A 17,484-nucleotide genomic window follows, 5' to 3' on the forward strand; every position below is an offset into this window, starting at 1 on the left:
CTGCCTTACAAGCAGAATGTCGGCGGTTCGATCCCGTCAGCGCCCACCATAATTTTTTAAGTTTTAAAAAATATGCACTAATTTATTTAGTGTTTTAGCGTTTCTGCTATTTATATTTCCTATCTATTTTATCTCTTCTATTGTTAGTCAAAACCTATCCTTTCTATGCTTAATTTTTTAAGTTCAGCTTTTATTACTTTAAATTATGATTACTATCCAGTTTAACTAAAGCTGCCATGCCGTAAAGCTATAGCAGCTTTCTGAACTAATATTAATACTCGTTTAGAATCCAGCCACTCGCATACGCAAAGTATTCACGTAGCCAAGCGTTATAGCGTGTGACCAAAGGAGTTTCAGCAGCAACTGTATAAAACTGGGTATAGCCTTGTTTCTTTGCAATAGCTGCAGCTCGTGGGGTATGGAAGTCACTTGTAACAATCGCAATAGGTTGATCAATACTAATATGAGCTTGCTCAAGTAGTGGTTTGCTGTTTCTAAGGTTAAGTTCAGTACTTGTGCTTTTGTCTTCAAGAATCATTCGGTCTTTTGCTATATGAAAACGTTGTTCCAAGTAACGAGACATGACTAATGCTTCGGGTTCTTTCTCTGAAAAGTCTAAACCACCTGTTAAAACAACTTTCGCTTGAGGTTGTGAAAGGGCAACAGGGGCTGCTGTATCAAGGCGTTTTGCAAGAATGGCAGAAGGTTGACCATTTTCGACACCACTACCTAAAACAATAATTGCCTTCACAGCGGGAATATTTTGACCTGTATCTTTATTTTCTTTAATAAAATTAAAAAAATAGCCTAAGCCTATAAACCAGATCCAAAAACATAGCCATCCAAAACGCCAAACTGAATGCAGGCGATAGTGGTAAAAGAAAAAACGTTCCAGATGATAATAAAATAATGCATAGAGGCAGAAAAATGCCCCTAAGATTAAAGGAACAATTGTGCCTACATGAATTTTATTTAGAAAAGCTAGAAATAAGCCGTCCAAAAATAAAATCGAACCAATGATAGCTAAAAAAATCCGAATCCACTTACTGACTTGCATTGTGTTTAAAGTTGCAATTTAAATTGCAGACAGTGTATGCAAAATCATTACTAATTCAATGCTGATTGCAATAAAAAGCCGAGTAAAGCATTTTAGCTATTACTCGGCTTTATTATTTATTAAAATTTAATAGACATCGCGGCGATAACGGCCTTGTTGTCTTAGCTCATCGACTTGATCTTCACCTAAAATATCAATAAGCGCTTGATCTACTCCGCTAGCCATTCCTTCAATACTTCCACAAACATAAAGAACTGCACCGTGCTCAATCCAGTTGACCAATTCCGCTGCATTTTCTCTTATTAGATCTTGAACATATATACGTTGCTCTTGATCACGTGAGAATGCCAAATCAAGTCGCTTTAACATTCCCATTGTTTGCCAAGCTTCAATAGTTGATGCGTAGAAGAAATCATGAGCTCGTTGGCGTTCACCAAAAATAAGCCAGTTTTCAGTATAGTTATGACGAGTTCGCGTATGAAGTAAACTCATTAAACCTGCGATTCCTGTTCCATTGCCGATACAGATAATTGGGCGATTATCATCGATCAAGTGAAAAGATTCATTGGTACGAATACGTAATGTAATACACTGATTAATTTCTGTGTATTGAGTCAGCCAGCCAGATCCTAATCCTAAATGGCCAGATTCATCGGATTGTTGGCGAACAACCAAACGAAGCACTTGCTGAGAAGGAATGCTAGCAATTGAATATTCCCGCGTTGGTAGAGTAGGGAGCTGTTCTAATAAATGCTCCAGATTAGCAAACGGTTCAATTTCAACAGTTAAATCTTTATTCCAAAGCGCCTTTTCAATGGAAATTTGTAGCGAATCTACCACTGCATTTCTAAGAATATGGTGGTGTTGTAAAAACTCATTAATACGTTCAGGGCTATTACCTGGTTGTATTTCAGCAATATCTCCAGCTTGCCATACAGCTTCATGCTTGGCAGTAAGTTCAATATTGTAAGCAGGCTGCCCTAGACTATTTGGGTTGAGTAAATCACGTTGTTGTAATGTCCAAGTGTCAAATACTTTTTCAAGATTAACAGCATGCAAATCTAGTTTAGTTGCTTTTGTAAGAGCTTGATTCCAGTTTTGAATATGTGTTGGATTTGCATTATCGACTTCAATCGTATCAAAGTAGGCTTTTGCTCCATTGTTTTTAAGCCATGCATCTACAGTGTGACCAAAACTACAATAAGTATCTGGGTATTCTTTCGAGCCTAAAGCTAACACAGCATAACTGAGATGTTTGAGCTCTAATTGCGTTTTTAATAGCTTTTTAGCAAAACTAGAAGCTAAATCTGGTGCCTCTCCAGTACCATAAGTACTGATCACAAAAAGAATTTGCTCATGCTGTTGTAAATCCGCTTCAGTTAACTGTTGTATAGATTTAACCTGAACAGGTTGATGGGCTTCTTGTAAGCTAGTTGCGGTACTCCATGCGAGTTGCTCTGCAACTCCTGTTTGGGTGGCATAAGTAATTAACCAAGGTTTAGCATTTTGATCAATGTAGTGACCAGCTAAAGATTGGCGAGCAGCTTGTGTTAGTTTTTTCTGTTTACGACGTTTTAGGTAAAGCATCCATCCGGTAACAAAGAATAAAGGCATTGCTAAAGACGCAAGCATTGCTACAAATTGATAAACTGGTCCAAAGAAGCTGCCACGGTGTACAGGTAACATGCTACTCATGATTTTCTGATTTAGCTTTTTATCTTCATAAAACTCCATCTTTTCAATATGGGCAGTTTTATAGTTATAGACAGCTTGGTTACGCGCACGTTCGTGTTGTGGTGTTGCATCAACAAAAGTTAATTCTATTTTTCCATCATCTTTTTTTGGTAAATTCACTGTTAAAGTTGAATAGTCACGTCCGATTTTATTGTTAAAGCCGTTCCAGGTCTGGTTGAGGGCAGTAATCAGCTGAGAGCTATCTAATTTAGCTTCAGAAGATTTGTCTTTATTACGTCCAGCTCCGCTATGTCCTTGCATTTTAGGTTGTTCTACACCTAGTACTTTGAACATACCGCTACGCCACCAGTCATATGACCAATATAAACCTGTACATGCAAAAAGAAGATAAAAAACAATAACCCATGTGCCTACAACAGCGTGTAAATCCCAAATAAAATTTCGACCTTTGAGTTTGGGTTTAACAGCAAGCCATTGACGTGCAGAGTGTTTCTTTGGCCAACGTAAATATAATCCGCTCAAGACAAAATAAATGAGCATGAGGGCACAAGCACCAGTAATTTGTTTACCGAACTCACCAGCAGTTAAGTTACGGTGAATTTGTTGTATTAATAGAAGTAACTCTCGGCCTTTAACATCAGGCAATACCTGTGCTGTATAAGGGTTAACCATCATATTGTAGCCACGTCGTTCGCCTTCTTTTTCAATGTTTACAACAGATGAGGCGGTAGGATCTTTGGCTATGGTAATGCTATTAATTTTAATTTCAGGCTGGGTTGTTGCGAAATGTTGATAAAGCTGAGCAGGGGTAAGCTTAGGTGAGCTTACTGCTTGTACAACATAACTATCTGTATTTACCCATTTTAAAATTTGTTGATCATAAGAATAAATTGCGCCTGTAACACCCATAATTGATAAGATGAGGCCAGCACTAATACCCATAAACCAATGAATTTGAAATAAAAACTTTTTAAACATGGTCGAAAAATGTGAATATGATGGAGATCTTGTAACGGAGTATAGCCGAAGATTGAGTAGATAGTATGGATTTTGGAGATAATATTAATTTTCATTATCATTTATTTTTAGCATAATAAAAAACCTCCTGTAAAGGAGGCTTTTTAATGAGGTGAACTTATAAAGTTTTTGGTTCACCTACAGTTTCTTTCAAATGCTTACGAATTGTATTGAAAGAAAAGTTTTTAGAGTCCATGCGTTTAGGCAAGATATATGCACCTTGCTGTTCTTGGCCCTTAGGATCTTTTACTTTAAAGTTAACTAAAATAAAGTCAGGCGTGTTGTACCATTCATAGATGTTTTTCCATCCAATAGTTCCAACGCCTTCTTGTAATCCCATTTGCTGGCGCATTACGATACCGTGAGGTTGTACACCTAAGCGAATCCCTTTAATTTCCTGTACAGGAAACTCATTCATCTTACGCTTCACGTACCATTCCAAACCATATGTGCGGCCAAGGTAATAAAGCACTACACCAACAATAGCAACCCAGCAAATCACTGTAGAGTAGTTCTTAATAAAAATAAGACCTAAAATCGCAAGGGCTAAAATTACGCCCATAATTGCCCAGATTTTTGTGCTGATTTTATTGGTGCTGCGCCAGATAAGAAGCTGTGCATTACGTTGTTCAGCTTCTGTTACCTCGTAAGGAACTGGCTGAAGCGTATAAGCATATAAAGTTTTCGCGGTCATAGTGCAAATAACAAATTGTAAACTGTTTTAAGTTTAGCATTAATTGGCATAAGTCAGGAAAGGATATTATGCCAATTTCATACTAAATTCCGACTCAAATTTATAATGATGCGAGTTCGCTTGCATCATTATCTTGATCATGACTTAGACGTTGTTTCAACATACTAAATCGATTTAAAACACTCAGCATCAGTGATAACTGCTGTAAAATAATGAGTGACTTTTGGTCTTCCTCATCATTTTGGCTTAAACGTTGACGTATTGTTTTAAGCATATTCTGTGCTGTTAGGTCAGGCATTTCGTCTCTTAATAACGCACCTTGTATATCGTCTAATGCTTGATCTAGAACTTTAAGAACTGCTTGATCTTGAATCTTTTCCCGATGTGCTCCAAGTGCTGCGATATAACTTAAAAATGTATGATTGAGACATAAAAATTCAAATATATCTGACTTGCGGGTAGGGTCAAAATCTGGCTCAGTGGCTAAAGTTGAAATGAGTGAAGCGACCTCAGCATCGGTGTTATGGGCGGCACGACGAACAATACGATAATTAAGCGCATGGTTATGTCCCTCATGGTATTGCTTTACCACTTCCGCTAAATAATTACATTGTGCTTGTAAGGAACGTCGAATGCTGCGAGGTAGGCGACGGAATTTCCAGTCAGGCCAAATGAAGGTGACACCAAACCACGCCAATGCACATCCAATTAAGGTATCAACAAATCTAGGAATAGCCGCAGCGACTGCTGAGCCATCTAAGTTAAAGTTAATTAATGCCAAAATTGTGATAAAAGCGGTTGCTTGGGCATATTGCTTACTGCGTAACTCGAAAAATAGTACGCCGCTTAAGACCAGCATAACTAATTGTCCTTCGACAGAAGGTACAAGGAATACCACGCTAAGGCCGACAATAATTCCGACTAATGTTCCAACTATACGTAAGCGTAAGCGGCGCTTGGTCGCGTTAAAGTTAGGTTGGCTAACAAATAGTGCGGTCAGCATAATCCAGTAGCCATATTCGATTCGAGTGGTTTGAATAAATACATATCCAATAAACAGAACAATCGATACTCGAATGGCATGACGAAACAGCACAGATTCAGGTGTTAGATTTTGTTTAATTCGAACAACAATATCATTCCAACCCTTTAAATCATCATCTTTGAGTTGGTTTTCAGCCTGTTTAACTTTATCAGACTGAATGTGCTGTTCCGTTTCTAAGTTGAGTAATTGTGAGTCGATAGACTTCAAATTTCGGTATAAGGCGAAAAGTGCATTTACCCAGAGTAAGTCATATTGTTGATCATCTCTTAACTTTACTAAAGATAAGCGTAAGTTCTCAAAACTTTGTTTAAAGCGTTTGTTATGGATATATGGTTTGCGCTGTAAAATACATTCATTTAGCTCTTGGCAAGCTTTACCCTGAATCGCCAAAATACGCTGAAATCTAAATAAAATATCACTGTGCTGAAAAATTTTGGCTAACTTTTGATAGTCAATATGGGCAGAGTCTGCACGTTCATGAATATCTTGTGCAACAAAGTAATAATGTAAGCTACGGCGAGTACCTTTTTGTCCACGGTCACCTTTTAAACGGGTTAAAAGGGCGGTTTTAAGATCATTAAAAATTGTTATTAATTTGCCATTTTCTAATGAAAGATCAATCATGCTCTGCTGATAACTCGCAGGAGTCATATCAACATCAAATAAATTAGATTTAGCAAATAGAAAGTCGCCTAGTGAAGCATAAGACGCGGCAAGTTTGTCTTGAAGCTGACGAACCGGAAATAATAAAAAGCTAATGGTTGCAATAAGCCCGTACCATGCTGCACCCGCGACCAAAAGCGCTGGCTGTATATACCACTGGTCAAATAAATGGACTCCGAGCATGGTATAAACCGAAACAACCAGACATCCATAAGAGATTGTTGCGTAACGGCGGCCTAATGACCCCAGTAAAATCCAGCCGATGCAAGAGGCGATTAGTCCTAGTGCAAAAAGCATTGGATAAGGGAAAAGTAATTGTACGGAAGCTGCGGTAATGAAGAAACCAATATAGGTATAAATCAAATTCATGATACGCACTGAAAAGCGATCATCGATGTCACTTAAACCAGCTGCGACCACACCTAAAGTAAGGGGAATTGTTGCTAATTGATGGCCTAGAAAATAAGGCACGAATGCAGTTCCTGAAAAGGCGATCAGCATCCGCACGTTATACATAAATGATGTGTTATAAGTCGCTCTTTTTAGGCGTTTAAACCAAGATTTCAAATGAAGTCCTTGCTGATCAACCTGAGTGATAAAGGATTTGCGTATTTCTACACCAATGTTGCACAAATCATACGATAGACAGTGTAAGCTTGTCTGTATGCAAATGATTGAAAAATGAAATATCGTTATGTCTGAACAAACAGCCCAGCGTCAATATTCAATTGGCTGGATTATGTTGCTCGCTTTACTCACGGCTTTAGGGCCATTATCCATTGATATGTATTTACCAGCGTTGCCTCAAATGGCTCACGATTTTGGGGTAAGTACACAAATGGTAGCAAACACATTACCTGCTTATTTTTTTGGTTTAGCCATTGGTCAATTGGTATATGGGCCTTTAAGCGACCGTATTGGAAGAAAGAAACCACTTTATTTTGGGCTTGCGCTTTATGCAGTGGCTAGTTTGTTTTGCGTGCTCGCTACAAATGAATGGAGCCTGATAGCAGCCCGTATTTTGCAGGCTTTGGGTGGGTGTGTGGGTGTAGTTATGGCTCGTGCTGCTATACGTGATCGGTTAGATGTTCAAGGTTCGGCACAAGCTTTTTCTAGCATGATGATCGTGATGGGTTTAGCACCTATTTTGGCACCAATGATTGGAGCTTGGATTTTAATCTGGTTTCCGTGGCAAGCGATTTTCATTGCACTTTCAATTGTTGGAGCAATCTGCTGGTTATGCGTACATTTCTTTTTTAAAGAAACTTTGGCAATCGATAAAAGGCTCAAGTTATCTTTATATCAAGTGGCTACCTTATATGGTGCTATTTTCAAAGATGCGAGCTTCCGGTTACCTATGTTCGCAGGGTGTTTAACTGGTGCTGCATTATTCTGCTATATCAGTTCAGCTCCAGCTGTTTTTATGGACCAGTATGGCCTAAATCAACAAGAGTTTGCTTACGTATTTGGACTGAATGCTTTTGGCATTATGTTGATGTCATCTTTAAACAAGCACTTAACAACACGTGTTGAAATCACTAAACGTTTAAGAGCTGGTTCAATGGTACAAGTTACAGGGGCAAGCATTGTATTAATTGCTGGTTTAATTCCTGCGGCACCTTTATGGCTTGTAATGATCGGGTTATTTTTAGCGATTTCTGGAATTGGTTTAACAGGGCCAAATGCCATGGCCCTTGCCATGTCAAAGCAAGGTGCTCGCGCTGGAACAGCAAGTGCAATTATGGGAAGCATGCAATTTGCTTGTGGTTTACTGGGGGGAGTGCTGCTTAACTTTCTAGTTTGGTCTGCATCTCTCAATATGGGTGTGATGATGGTGTTATTTACACTAAGTGGTTTTATTGTTGTTTTAAAAGCGACGCGACAAGCAAAAAAACAAGCACTCTCTTGATTTTAAGAGAGTGGTTTGCTTGCATCTTTAATCTAGAAAAACTGCGAAGTTCTCTACAGGTTCTCTAGGTGTAATAAATGTATTTACAATATGTGCAGGATCGGCATGACCTAATGCAACTGCACATACCAGCTCTTCATCATCTGCTGCGCCCAAAATATCTAAAACTATCGGGTGGAAATGATTCCATGCTGCCTGTGGACATGTATCTAAACCACGTGCTTTAGCAGCGACCATGACATTTTGAATCATCATGGCGATATCCATTTTTGAACCAATTCCCATTGCTTTATTGACTGTAAAGAAAATTCCGACTGGTGCATCAAACAGTTTGAAATTACGTAACTGCTGTGCAGCCATTTTTTCTTTTTCACCCTTTTTAATCTCTAGTAGACCATAGAGTCCCCAACCATTTTCGCGGCGACGATCAATAAAGGGTGAAACCCATTTTTCAGGGTAATAAGCAAAAGTTTCTTTATATTGTTCCGCAAGTTCTGGATTTTTAGAAATCTCAACTTGTGCTGCACAAACGCGCTCTACCATTTCATCACGTTTTTGCCCTGTCACTACATAGACTTTCCATGGTTGAGTATTGGTCCCAGAAGGTGCTCGACTTGCGACTTTTAAGATGTCTTTAATGACTTCGGACTCAATTGGAGTATTTAAAAAAGCACGGACAGAGTGTCGAGAGGTAATAGCTTCGTCAACAAGGCGGACTTGTTCCAGATTCATGAGTACTCCTGATCTTTTCTTTCAATATTAACTGCTTTATAGAAGTCTAATTTCATATGTTGGAATTGATGCATTTATAAGCAAAAAATATTAGAAAAGAGATATCCTTACATGTATGATGAGTCGATTCGTTTAGACATAATGTCTAATCAATGATAATTCGAATATGCCACTTTCTATTCTAATAGACAAAATAGTGTGACTTCGTCAGTTATAAAAATAAAAGTATAACAGTGGATGAGTGAAAAATATTCAACTAGAAAAAAGGTATAATATGTTTAAAAACAGTACAAAACGGATGATTTTGTATAAAATGTGATCAATTTTTATATAAAATTTTAATGAAAAACATACACAAAAGTTTAAATTTCTGCATAATACCGATTTTTTACGCAAGTATGATTTCTCCATACTCACGTTAGGAAAAAGTAGTAGCTGCATAATAAAATACTTTTACAAAAAGGATTTTATGCAGAAGTGGAGAAATACACGAGGTATAAGGAGCTTTACATGAGTTTACCGCTCATCAACAAGCAGTTCATGAAACAAGGATTGGCGATTACCATTGCAACCATGAAAATGAACTTAACTCACGCAACGACTAAGCCACAAAAAATACAACAGCTTGGTACACATCTCAACGCACTCTTCTTTAATTGTAAAGAAAGGGGCTCAGATAGTCGCGTCATAGCGATCGCTTGTTACAGTCTTTGAAATTTATATGCAGTTTAGACATTCGCTCAAAAGTATATGTAAATATGCTTATTGGCTTAAATCCAGATTTTTTGTAACTCGATTAATTGATGGGAATCATTAAGCGAGCTGATTTAGCGGTGGTCATTTGTTAGTTTCCAAGTTTGTAGCCGAGTCGATGCATACTGTTCACCCAAATGGGGTTATGTTCAGTGATGCGATGAATTCATTTTATTTGAAGGATGCTTTCTCTCATGCGACCTTCAAAGGATTAGTGCTGGGCACCATGTTGCTTAAACTTGTGACGATAATTGCTAATCAATTGACATTAAAAGTTTTTTCTTAAATGTACTGAAAAAGTCCCTATTGCTAGGGGCTTTTTTGTTTATTGCAGTATTTTGGCTTGTGCTAATAGCACATTAGCAAGAACGTAAGCGGACCGAGTATGAATGAACAACTCAATGCGACATTGATGTCGTGGGTAAAATTTTTTAATGACCCTTTATGGGATTTCCTAGTTATTTTCTTGCTGGCTGTCGGTATTTTTTATACGGTCTTAACAGGTGCAGTGCAAATTCGCATGTTCTTGCAAAGTATTCGTGTCATGAAAAGCAGTCGTACAGAAGGCGAAGATGAGCATGGCCTTACACCTTTCCAAGCATTTGTAACAGGTCTTGCGAGCCGTGTTGGGGTAGGTAACATTGCTGGTGTAGCAATCGCTATCGCAATTGGTGGTCCTGGTGCAGTGTTCTGGATGTGGGTAACAGCTGTTCTTGGTATGAGCTCGGCTTTTATTGAGTCTACACTTGCTCAGCTATTTAAAGTTCGAGACAGCAAGAGCAAACAATTCCGTGGTGGACCGGCTTACTATATTACTCAAGGTTTACGTAGTAAAACCTTTGGTGTGGTTTTCGCACTAGCATTAATCTTTACTTACGGTTTTGTATTTAACTCAGTACAAATCAATGCGATTGCTAATGCATCTTCGCATGCATGGGGTTGGGACAAAGCCAATCTTATTGCTCATTTAGGTGGCGTTGATTTAGAAATCTCTTGGGTTGGTCTTGCGCTTGTCGTTATGGTTGCGTTGGCAATTTTTGGTGGTATTAAACGTATTGCTAAATTTGCAGAAATGTTCGTACCTTTAAAAGCAGGTCTTTACCTATCTGTAGCGTTATATATTGCATTAAGCAACTATGCAATTTTACCTGATGTGTTAAAACTCATTGTAACTGAAGCTTTCCATTTCAATGCTGCGGCAGGTGGTTTCTTTGGTGCTGCCGTATCAATGGCAATGATGCAAGGTATTAAACGTGGTTTGTTCTCAAACGAAGCAGGTATGGGTTCTGCACCAAACGCAGCTGCTGCGTCTGATGTAAAACATCCTGTAAACCAAGGTTTAGTACAAATGCTTGGTGTATTCGTAGATACATTTATTGTATGTACAAGTACGGCAATCATTATTTTAGTTTCTGGTGTATATCAAGACGCAGGCTTTGTTGGTGTTGAATTAACTCAACGTGCATTAGAGACTCAAGTTGGACACTGGGGATCTGACTTCCTAGCAGTTCTATTATTCTTGTTCTGTTATTCTGCTGTATTAGGTAACTATGCTTATGCCGAAAGTAACGTACAGTTCATTAATAACAACCCGAAAGTTATGTTCATCTTCCGTATTTTTGTATTGGTGATGGTGTACTTCGGTGCAATTGGTAGTGTGCCACTCGTTTGGTCAATGGCTGACTTGTTTATGGGTATCATGGCGACTATTAACTTAATCGCAATTTTACTTTTAACGCCTGTGGCTCGTACTTTGTTGAAAGACTACCGTGAGCAATTAAAGCAAGGTATTAAAGAACCAGAATTTAAAATTAATAAATATCCAGAGTTGAAGAAAAAAGTCGATTCAGATATTTGGTAATTTTCAAAAAAGCCCCTTAGAAATAAGGGGCTTTTTTTATGATGCATAAAAACACTTGAGTATAAAATTTAAACATGACAAATTAAATAAATTCACTACAGCTTTTCACAAAACGAGCAACTAAAATTGCAATTCGAAAATTAACGTCATAGTGCAAAGATGGGCCATGAAACAGCTTAAATTGTGGGTTCTCGGACTTTCTATGGTGTTGGCTGGATGCCAGACCACCTCACACTTGTCTGCCTTAAAACCGCAAACGGCAGAGGCATACTCACGTTTTGTTGATCAGCCTTTTGCCCAGCTCAAGAAACAACATAAAAAACCAGTTGTTGCGTTAGTGTTAGGTAGTGGTGGAGCCCGAGGTTATGCACATATCGGCGTGATTGAAGTTTTAGAGCAGCATGGTATTCGTCCTGATTTTATTGTTGGAACTAGTGCAGGCAGTATTGTTGGGGCAATTTATGCGAGTGGAAAAACACCTGATGAACTGCGCGATACCGCATTGAAAATGAAAGCGGCCGATGTTCGTGATATTAGTATCGGTTTAAAAGGTTTTTTTGATGGCAAAAAAGTTGAAGACTATGTAAACCAACAAGTAAATAACTTGCCGCTCGAAAAAATGAAAATACCGATGTATGTGGTTGCAACAGAGCTCAAGCATGGTACAAAAACCGTATTTAACTATGGCAATACTGGGCAAGCTGTTAGAGCATCTGCTTCAATTCCAAGTATGTTTATACCCACTAAAATTGGTAAATCTGAATATGTAGATGGCGGTTTAGTCAGTCCAGTACCTGTTGAAGTCGCTCGTGACTTAGGTGCTGATGTCATTATTGCTGTCGATATTTTGGCTCAACCGATTTATACGGAAACCTCGAATGTATGGGGGCTCTTTAACCAGAATATTAATATTATGCAAGGGCGTTTAGCTGCTGAAGAACTTCAATATGCAGATGTTGTGATTCAACCGGATTTAAGAGAAAAAGCCCATATTTTTGATGTGAAAGGCCGTGAAGCAACCATGAGAGCAGGTATAGATGCAGCAAATGCAAAACTGTCTGATATTCAGTTTGCGATTGATGAAAAAATAGCTGAACAGAATCTTTCTACCGATGGTTTAAGTGCCCAGTCAAAATAAATTATAAGCAAGTATATGAAAATTAAATAAAAGCCCGAGAAGGGCTTTTTTGTTGAAAAATAAAAGATTTGTATGTACTGACAAAAATTTTTGTATAGTGGAGCTATGCTGAAAACTACTCATGACAGATATGAGAAATTCATGCTATTTTCAAAAAAATAATTGATTTGTAACGTATTGAGGCCGATTAATTAGATGATTCAGCAACAGGTAAAACATGAGTTTCCAACATTAGAAGATATACATGCCGCTGCAGAGCGTTTAGATGGTTTAGTGGTTAAAACACCTTTTGTTTTTTCAGAAACTATTTCTAAAACCCTAGGGGCAGAAATGTGGCTGAAATTTGAAAATCTACAATTTACGGCTTCTTTTAAAGAAAGAGGCGCATTGAATAAACTTTTGAGTTTATCTGAACAAGAAAAGCAACATGGTGTAATCGCTGCTTCAGCGGGGAACCATGCACAAGGGGTTGCTTATCATGCTCAGCGTACAGGCGTAACAGCAACTATTGTCATGCCTAAATCGACGCCTAATGTGAAGGTACAACGAGTACGTGAATACGGCGCACGTGTAATTTTGCATGGGCAAGACTTTTCTGAAGCTGCTGCTGAAATGCACCGTGTCGCTCAAGAAGAATCATTAACCATTATTCATCCTTTTGACGATGCTGAAATTATTGCTGGTCAAGGTACTATCGCGCTTGAAATGCTAGGTGCCGTGCCTGACTTAGACATATTAGTGGTTCCTATTGGTGGTGGTGGTCTCATTTCTGGTATTGCGATTGCAGCAAAATCGATAAATCCTAAAATTAAGGTCATCGGGGTTCAATCGGTGGTTTACCCAAGCATGGCGAAATTGCTTTGTAATTATCAAATTGCGGTTTCATTGGGCTCAACAGTAGCTGAAGGTATTGCGGTTAAAACTCCGGGTGAGCTGACGACTCAAGTCGCTAAAGAATACGTTGATGACATTGTTGTTGTCACTGAAGACATGATTGAAGAAGCGATTGCGCTGTTACTTAACATTGAAAAAACAGTGTGCGAAGGAGCAGGGGCGACAGGTATCGCTGCAATTATGTCTCGACCAGATCTATTTTTAGGTCATAAAGTCGGGGTTGTTTTATCTGGGGGTAATATTGATACACGAGTGATGGTTTCCGTATTACAGCGTCATTTAACGCGTACTGGCCGTATGGTTCGTATTCGTGTCGAATTACCAGATAATCCGGGTGCTTTAGCGCGTTTAACTGCCATTATTGCTGAGCAAGGCGGTAATATTTATGAACTTCGACATGAACGCTTTGCAGCAACAAGCCGTGCTAAAGAAAGTGCGGTCAGTGTTGATGTCGAGTTAAAAAGTGCTCCAGATCTGGAACCTTTAATTCAGGCTATGCAGCTTGAAGGCTATATTGTTCGTAAAGAAGAGATTTAAACACAGATAACGCTATGATATAAAAGCCGTATATGGCTCTTAAGAGAGTCATATACAAAGCAATTTAAATGGATTAAATTGCAAAAAGGATGAATTTACAAAAAAACGATCAAATCCTTCAATGAAATGGGAAAAACTCACAATTCTCTAAACTTTGCCCTTCACAATTTTAAGGTTTAGGTTTTAGTATTCTCTTCATTGCAAATTTGAAGAAATATAGGGATGACAACACTCAATGTTCAAATCATTTTTTCCGTCACCACGATATTTTTTTATATCGGCGGTTATTTGGATCGCACTAAATATGGTGCTCTGGTACACAGGTGGAAACACTTGGGGAACTTTTATCGGCTTTGCTCAAGGCTATCATCAAGCTCAATTACCTGTTGGTGTTAGCCGTTTTTGGTCTCCAACTTTCTTATGGTTTTATGTCTGGTTTTTAGTCTCTACAGCATTGTTTGCTGGTTTTTGGAAAATTGTTTCCAATAATCCTTGGCAAAGATGGTCCATTTGGGGTTCTGCTTTTATTCTATTTAACATCTGGTTTGGTGTTCAGGTCAGTGTTGCCATTAATGCATGGTATGTACCGTTTTGGGACTTAATTCAAAAAATGCTTTCTGATGGAGGTGGAGATCTCTCTGCACTATACAGTGAAACTCTAGTTTTTCTTTATATTGCAATGGTCGCTGTAACCTTAGCTGTCATTAATGCTTTTTTTACAAGTCACTATGTATTTCGTTGGCGTACGGCAATGAATGAGTACTACACGGAACATTGGGAAAAGCTTCGCCATATTGAAGGTGCTTCGCAGCGTGTACAAGAAGACACCATGCGTTTTGCGACTATTATGGAGGACTTAGGTGTTGAACTGGTAAAAGCTGTGATGATTTTAATTGCATTTTTACCTATTTTATTTCAGCTCTCTAAACACGTTCCTGTTTTACCAATTGTTGGTGAGTTAAACCACTCTTTGGTATGGGCTGCAATTGTATGGGCTGCTTTTGGTACCATTTTATTAATGGTTGTTGGTATTAAATTGCCTGGTCTACAATTTAACAATCAAAAAGTAGAAGCAGCTTATCGTAAAGAATTGGTTTATGGTGAAGATCATGTCGACCGTGCAAAACCAGCTACTTTAAAAGAGCTTTTCAGTCGAGTCCGTACAAACTATTTCCGTCTCTATTTTCATTATGCTTACTTTAACTTGGTAGCAACTTGGTATAAGCAATTAGACATTTTATATAGTCTAGTGGTCTTATTCCCTGCAATTGCGAGTGGGAAGATGACGTTAGGCTTAATTAACCAAATTGGTGGTGTATTTGATAAGGTTCGTGAATCATTCCAATATTTAATTAGTTCATGGAAAACCATTATTGAGTTACTTTCGATTTACAAGCGTTTAAAAGCTTTTGAATCAATATTGCATAAATAAATGAAAACCCGCGAAAGCGGGTTTTTTTATAGGTACAAATATTTAATGAGTTGCATTATAAAAATTAAGAATAGGACCAACTAATGATTGCTGAGATTTATCTAAGGTGACTTGAATCTCTTTGTAGTTGAACGTGTCCTCATCATAATATTTGGCAATACCATGCGTTTTATTGTTCATTTGTGGAATTTGATAACTAAAAAAAGCCACTTTTTTTGAGGGATGAACGATGTTAATGAGTTTTTTAGGGTCTTTAAAACCGCCAAAATCATCTTCAACACTTTCTTTTAAAAGTTCAGGAAAATACAGCGTTGCATTTGGTAATCCACACCCAACGCAAAAAGAAGAGTCATAAAGCTCTATCGCTTGTTTTTGATCTGGACTCATTGCTAAAGCAAAACCAGTTCCATTCGCACCTGCATTTGCTTCTACATCTTGCCAGTTACGTGGAACCAGTACTAATCCTATTTCAGGTAATGCAAGAAGCTTGAGTTGTTTGGCATGTTGAGCATCGAGTTTAAAATTAAAATTACAGCTTTTAGGTGTGCATTTTTCAAAATCTTTAAGTAAACCATCCTCCATTGGGTTTTGTGCAGTAACGCCATAAAAAGGGACTGTAACGCCGTTTAAAAAATTTGCTTCTCCAAGCTTGTAGAACTGATTATCTGCTTTGCGGGTTGCATCAGAGCTATCAAACTTTGGAAAAAGAGGAGTAAAGCTTTTTACTTCTGCATAAGCAGTTGAAGTGAGACTTACCAATGCCGTGCATAATAAAAAATTTAATTTTTTCATTTTTAGAAAGTAATCAATTTAAAATCTTATATAAATCTAACATATTCTTTTAAACTATAAGGTAGTTCAAAATTGAAAACTGTTTTTAATTTCATAATAAAAACAGATTTATAGAGATATGGAAAAATGAAAAATATACTTTCAATTTGCTGTTTAGCAGCAATAAGTTCTTATAGTTTTGCTCAAGATATTAAAGGCATTTCATTTTCTCATCAAGAGTGGGAAATCTATTGTAGTAATACGGGTACTTGTAAGGCTGCTGGCTATCAAAATGAAGACAATGGTGATAATCCAGCTTCAATTTTAATAACGCGTAAAGCAGGGCCAAAACAACCTGTGCAAGTTGAGTTTGCTTTGTCTGACTATGAACAAAGCATGCCTGCAAATCAGCTTAAAAATATCCATTTTTATATCAATGGCAAAGACTTAGGGCTTGTGGCTGTAGATGGTACTGAGCTGCCAATTATGGGTAAATTAACTAGTTCACAAGCCAATGCTGTACTGCAGCAGTCTAAACAGAAAACTGAAATTGTATTTAAAAATGCGCAACATGAATGGAAAATTTCTGATGCTGGTATGACTGCTGTGTTATTAAAAATGGATGATTTTCAGAAGCGTATTGGGACCGTTGGTGCTTTAGTCAAAAAGGGCAGTGCCAATGAAAATCAAGTGCTGATGCCTGAACCAAAACTAGTTGTAAAACGTATTAAAACGGCAACTAAACCTTACTTAACTTTACAGCCAAAAAATAAACAGTACCAAACAATATACCGTAGCCTGATGGCAGCTAAACCGAATCCGAAAGAAGACGGCTTTTGTGAAGGCGTTTATGGCGGTAATAGTGATGGAGCTGAACCACAAGAAATTGACCTATATAAATTAACCAATCAAAAAGCTCTGGCGACTACATTGTGTTGGAGAGGGGCTTATAACGAAGGGTATGGAGCTTGGGTACTCGATGAGTCTTTAAATGGTAAGGCAACGTTTGTGACCGAGTCCGCTTCAGATTTCGATAGCGGTATGATCAGCAGTTCTCAAAAGGGACGAGGTATTGGAGATTGTTGGGCAAGTGAAGAATGGGTCTGGGATGGCAAGAGTTTTGTGCATACTAAGGATATGTGGACAGGGATGTGCAAAGGCTTGGCAGCAGGTGGGGTGTGGGAGCTTGATCGAATAGAGTCTGTGGTGAAATAACTATTTTGCGGTTACAGAGTCATAACAGGTAACTTTGGTGACTCTGTGATAAAAAGAACAGATTGTTTATT

14 protein-coding genes are annotated in these 17,484 nt (G+C 38.1%); 8 read left to right on the plus strand and 6 right to left on the minus strand.

Features of this window, described 5'->3' with window-relative positions; genetic code table 11:
• Positions 1 to 271: 271 nt before the first annotated feature.
• The 4 genes from RMA95_RS07350 to yccS form a co-directional block, all read right to left on the minus strand.
• Positions 272 to 1,057, minus strand: a complete 786-nt coding sequence (locus RMA95_RS07350; RefSeq protein WP_311070025.1) for a YdcF family protein — start codon at positions 1,055 to 1,057, stop codon at positions 272 to 274.
• Positions 1,058 to 1,183: 126 nt separating this feature from the next.
• Positions 1,184 to 3,730: a PepSY domain-containing protein gene (locus tag RMA95_RS07355; protein WP_311070026.1), complete on the minus strand. Its 2,547-nt coding sequence runs from the start codon at positions 3,728 to 3,730 to the stop codon at positions 1,184 to 1,186.
• 157 nt (positions 3,731 to 3,887) lie between these two features.
• Positions 3,888 to 4,463, minus strand: a complete 576-nt coding sequence (locus RMA95_RS07360) for an SdpI family protein (RefSeq protein ID WP_002051565.1) — start codon at positions 4,461 to 4,463, stop codon at positions 3,888 to 3,890.
• A gap of 100 nt (positions 4,464 to 4,563) precedes the next feature.
• On the minus strand, positions 4,564 to 6,738 hold the full coding sequence (gene yccS / locus RMA95_RS07365; protein WP_311070027.1) for a YccS family putative transporter: 2,175 nt from the start codon (positions 6,736 to 6,738) through the stop codon (positions 4,564 to 4,566).
• Between the two features lie 127 nt (positions 6,739 to 6,865).
• Between yccS and RMA95_RS07370 the strand changes: the two genes are divergently transcribed.
• Positions 6,866 to 8,080 carry a multidrug effflux MFS transporter gene (locus RMA95_RS07370; RefSeq protein WP_311070028.1) on the plus strand — a complete coding sequence of 405 codons (1,215 nt, stop codon included), beginning with the start codon at positions 6,866 to 6,868 and terminating at the stop codon, positions 8,078 to 8,080.
• Between the two features lie 27 nt (positions 8,081 to 8,107).
• Here the strand turns inward: RMA95_RS07370 and RMA95_RS07375 are convergent, their stop codons facing one another.
• Positions 8,108 to 8,812: a nitroreductase gene (locus tag RMA95_RS07375; protein WP_311070029.1), complete on the minus strand. Its 705-nt coding sequence runs from the start codon at positions 8,810 to 8,812 to the stop codon at positions 8,108 to 8,110.
• Positions 8,813 to 9,322: 510 nt separating this feature from the next.
• On the opposite strand from RMA95_RS07375, the gene RMA95_RS07380 reads away from it, so the two are divergent.
• The 6 genes from RMA95_RS07380 to sbmA all read left to right on the plus strand — a co-directional run bounded on the left by RMA95_RS07380 (position 9,323) and on the right by sbmA (position 15,427).
• Entirely contained in the window at positions 9,323 to 9,526 is a 204-nt protein-coding gene (locus RMA95_RS07380) for a hypothetical protein (protein WP_311070030.1), read from the plus strand.
• Between the two features lie 184 nt (positions 9,527 to 9,710).
• A complete protein-coding gene (locus RMA95_RS07385) occupies positions 9,711 to 9,851 on the plus strand; it encodes a hypothetical protein (RefSeq protein ID WP_263614921.1) in 141 nt (46 codons plus the stop codon).
• A 99-nt stretch (positions 9,852 to 9,950) separates the two neighbouring features.
• The gene (locus RMA95_RS07390; protein WP_263614501.1) at positions 9,951 to 11,426 is read left to right on the plus strand and encodes a sodium:alanine symporter family protein; all 1,476 of its coding nucleotides are present in this window, start codon (positions 9,951 to 9,953) and stop codon (positions 11,424 to 11,426) included.
• A gap of 166 nt (positions 11,427 to 11,592) precedes the next feature.
• Positions 11,593 to 12,564: a patatin-like phospholipase family protein gene (locus tag RMA95_RS07395; RefSeq protein ID WP_311070031.1), complete on the plus strand. Its 972-nt coding sequence runs from the start codon at positions 11,593 to 11,595 to the stop codon at positions 12,562 to 12,564.
• A gap of 195 nt (positions 12,565 to 12,759) precedes the next feature.
• Positions 12,760 to 13,995 (plus strand): threonine ammonia-lyase, encoded by a 1,236-nt coding sequence (locus RMA95_RS07400; RefSeq protein WP_087606030.1) that lies wholly within the window; start codon positions 12,760 to 12,762, stop codon positions 13,993 to 13,995.
• Positions 13,996 to 14,230: 235 nt separating this feature from the next.
• Entirely contained in the window at positions 14,231 to 15,427 is a 1,197-nt protein-coding gene (sbmA, locus tag RMA95_RS07405) for a peptide antibiotic transporter SbmA (protein WP_263614498.1), read from the plus strand.
• A gap of 42 nt (positions 15,428 to 15,469) precedes the next feature.
• On the opposite strand, the gene RMA95_RS07410 is transcribed toward sbmA, so the two are convergent.
• Positions 15,470 to 16,219 (minus strand): DUF4850 domain-containing protein, encoded by a 750-nt coding sequence (locus RMA95_RS07410; RefSeq protein ID WP_311070032.1) that lies wholly within the window; start codon positions 16,217 to 16,219, stop codon positions 15,470 to 15,472.
• A 126-nt stretch (positions 16,220 to 16,345) separates the two neighbouring features.
• On the opposite strand from RMA95_RS07410, the gene RMA95_RS07415 reads away from it, so the two are divergent.
• Positions 16,346 to 17,413, plus strand: coding sequence for a DUF1176 domain-containing protein (locus tag RMA95_RS07415; protein ID WP_311070033.1), 1,068 nt, complete (start codon positions 16,346 to 16,348; stop codon positions 17,411 to 17,413).
• Positions 17,414 to 17,484: the final 71 nt, after the last annotated feature.

Origin of the sequence: Acinetobacter sp. V110_1 (assembly GCF_031798975.1) — a bacterium.
Classification (GTDB): domain Bacteria; phylum Pseudomonadota; class Gammaproteobacteria; order Pseudomonadales; family Moraxellaceae; genus Acinetobacter; species Acinetobacter nosocomialis_A.

What these genes read in the sequence shown, in the direction of transcription:
- RMA95_RS07350 (WP_311070025.1), bottom strand. Translation starts at nt 1,057, where the DNA reads ATGCAAGTCAGTAAGTGGATTCGGATTTTTTTAGCTATCATTGGTTCG.
- RMA95_RS07355 (WP_311070026.1), bottom strand. Translation starts at nt 3,730, where the DNA reads ATGTTTAAAAAGTTTTTATTTCAAATTCATTGGTTTATGGGTATTAGT.
- RMA95_RS07360 (WP_002051565.1), bottom strand. Translation starts at nt 4,463, where the DNA reads ATGACCGCGAAAACTTTATATGCTTATACGCTTCAGCCAGTTCCTTAC.
- RMA95_RS07370 (WP_311070028.1), top strand. Translation starts at nt 6,866, where the DNA reads ATGTCTGAACAAACAGCCCAGCGTCAATATTCAATTGGCTGGATTATG.
- RMA95_RS07375 (WP_311070029.1), bottom strand. Translation starts at nt 8,812, where the DNA reads ATGAATCTGGAACAAGTCCGCCTTGTTGACGAAGCTATTACCTCTCGA.
- RMA95_RS07380 (WP_311070030.1), top strand. Translation starts at nt 9,323, where the DNA reads ATGAGTTTACCGCTCATCAACAAGCAGTTCATGAAACAAGGATTGGCG.
- RMA95_RS07385 (WP_263614921.1), top strand. Translation starts at nt 9,711, where the DNA reads ATGTTCAGTGATGCGATGAATTCATTTTATTTGAAGGATGCTTTCTCT.
- RMA95_RS07390 (WP_263614501.1), top strand. Translation starts at nt 9,951, where the DNA reads ATGAATGAACAACTCAATGCGACATTGATGTCGTGGGTAAAATTTTTT.
- RMA95_RS07395 (WP_311070031.1), top strand. Translation starts at nt 11,593, where the DNA reads ATGAAACAGCTTAAATTGTGGGTTCTCGGACTTTCTATGGTGTTGGCT.
- RMA95_RS07400 (WP_087606030.1), top strand. Translation starts at nt 12,760, where the DNA reads ATGATTCAGCAACAGGTAAAACATGAGTTTCCAACATTAGAAGATATA.
- sbmA (WP_263614498.1), top strand. Translation starts at nt 14,231, where the DNA reads ATGTTCAAATCATTTTTTCCGTCACCACGATATTTTTTTATATCGGCG.
- RMA95_RS07410 (WP_311070032.1), bottom strand. Translation starts at nt 16,219, where the DNA reads ATGAAAAAATTAAATTTTTTATTATGCACGGCATTGGTAAGTCTCACT.
- RMA95_RS07415 (WP_311070033.1), top strand. Translation starts at nt 16,346, where the DNA reads ATGAAAAATATACTTTCAATTTGCTGTTTAGCAGCAATAAGTTCTTAT.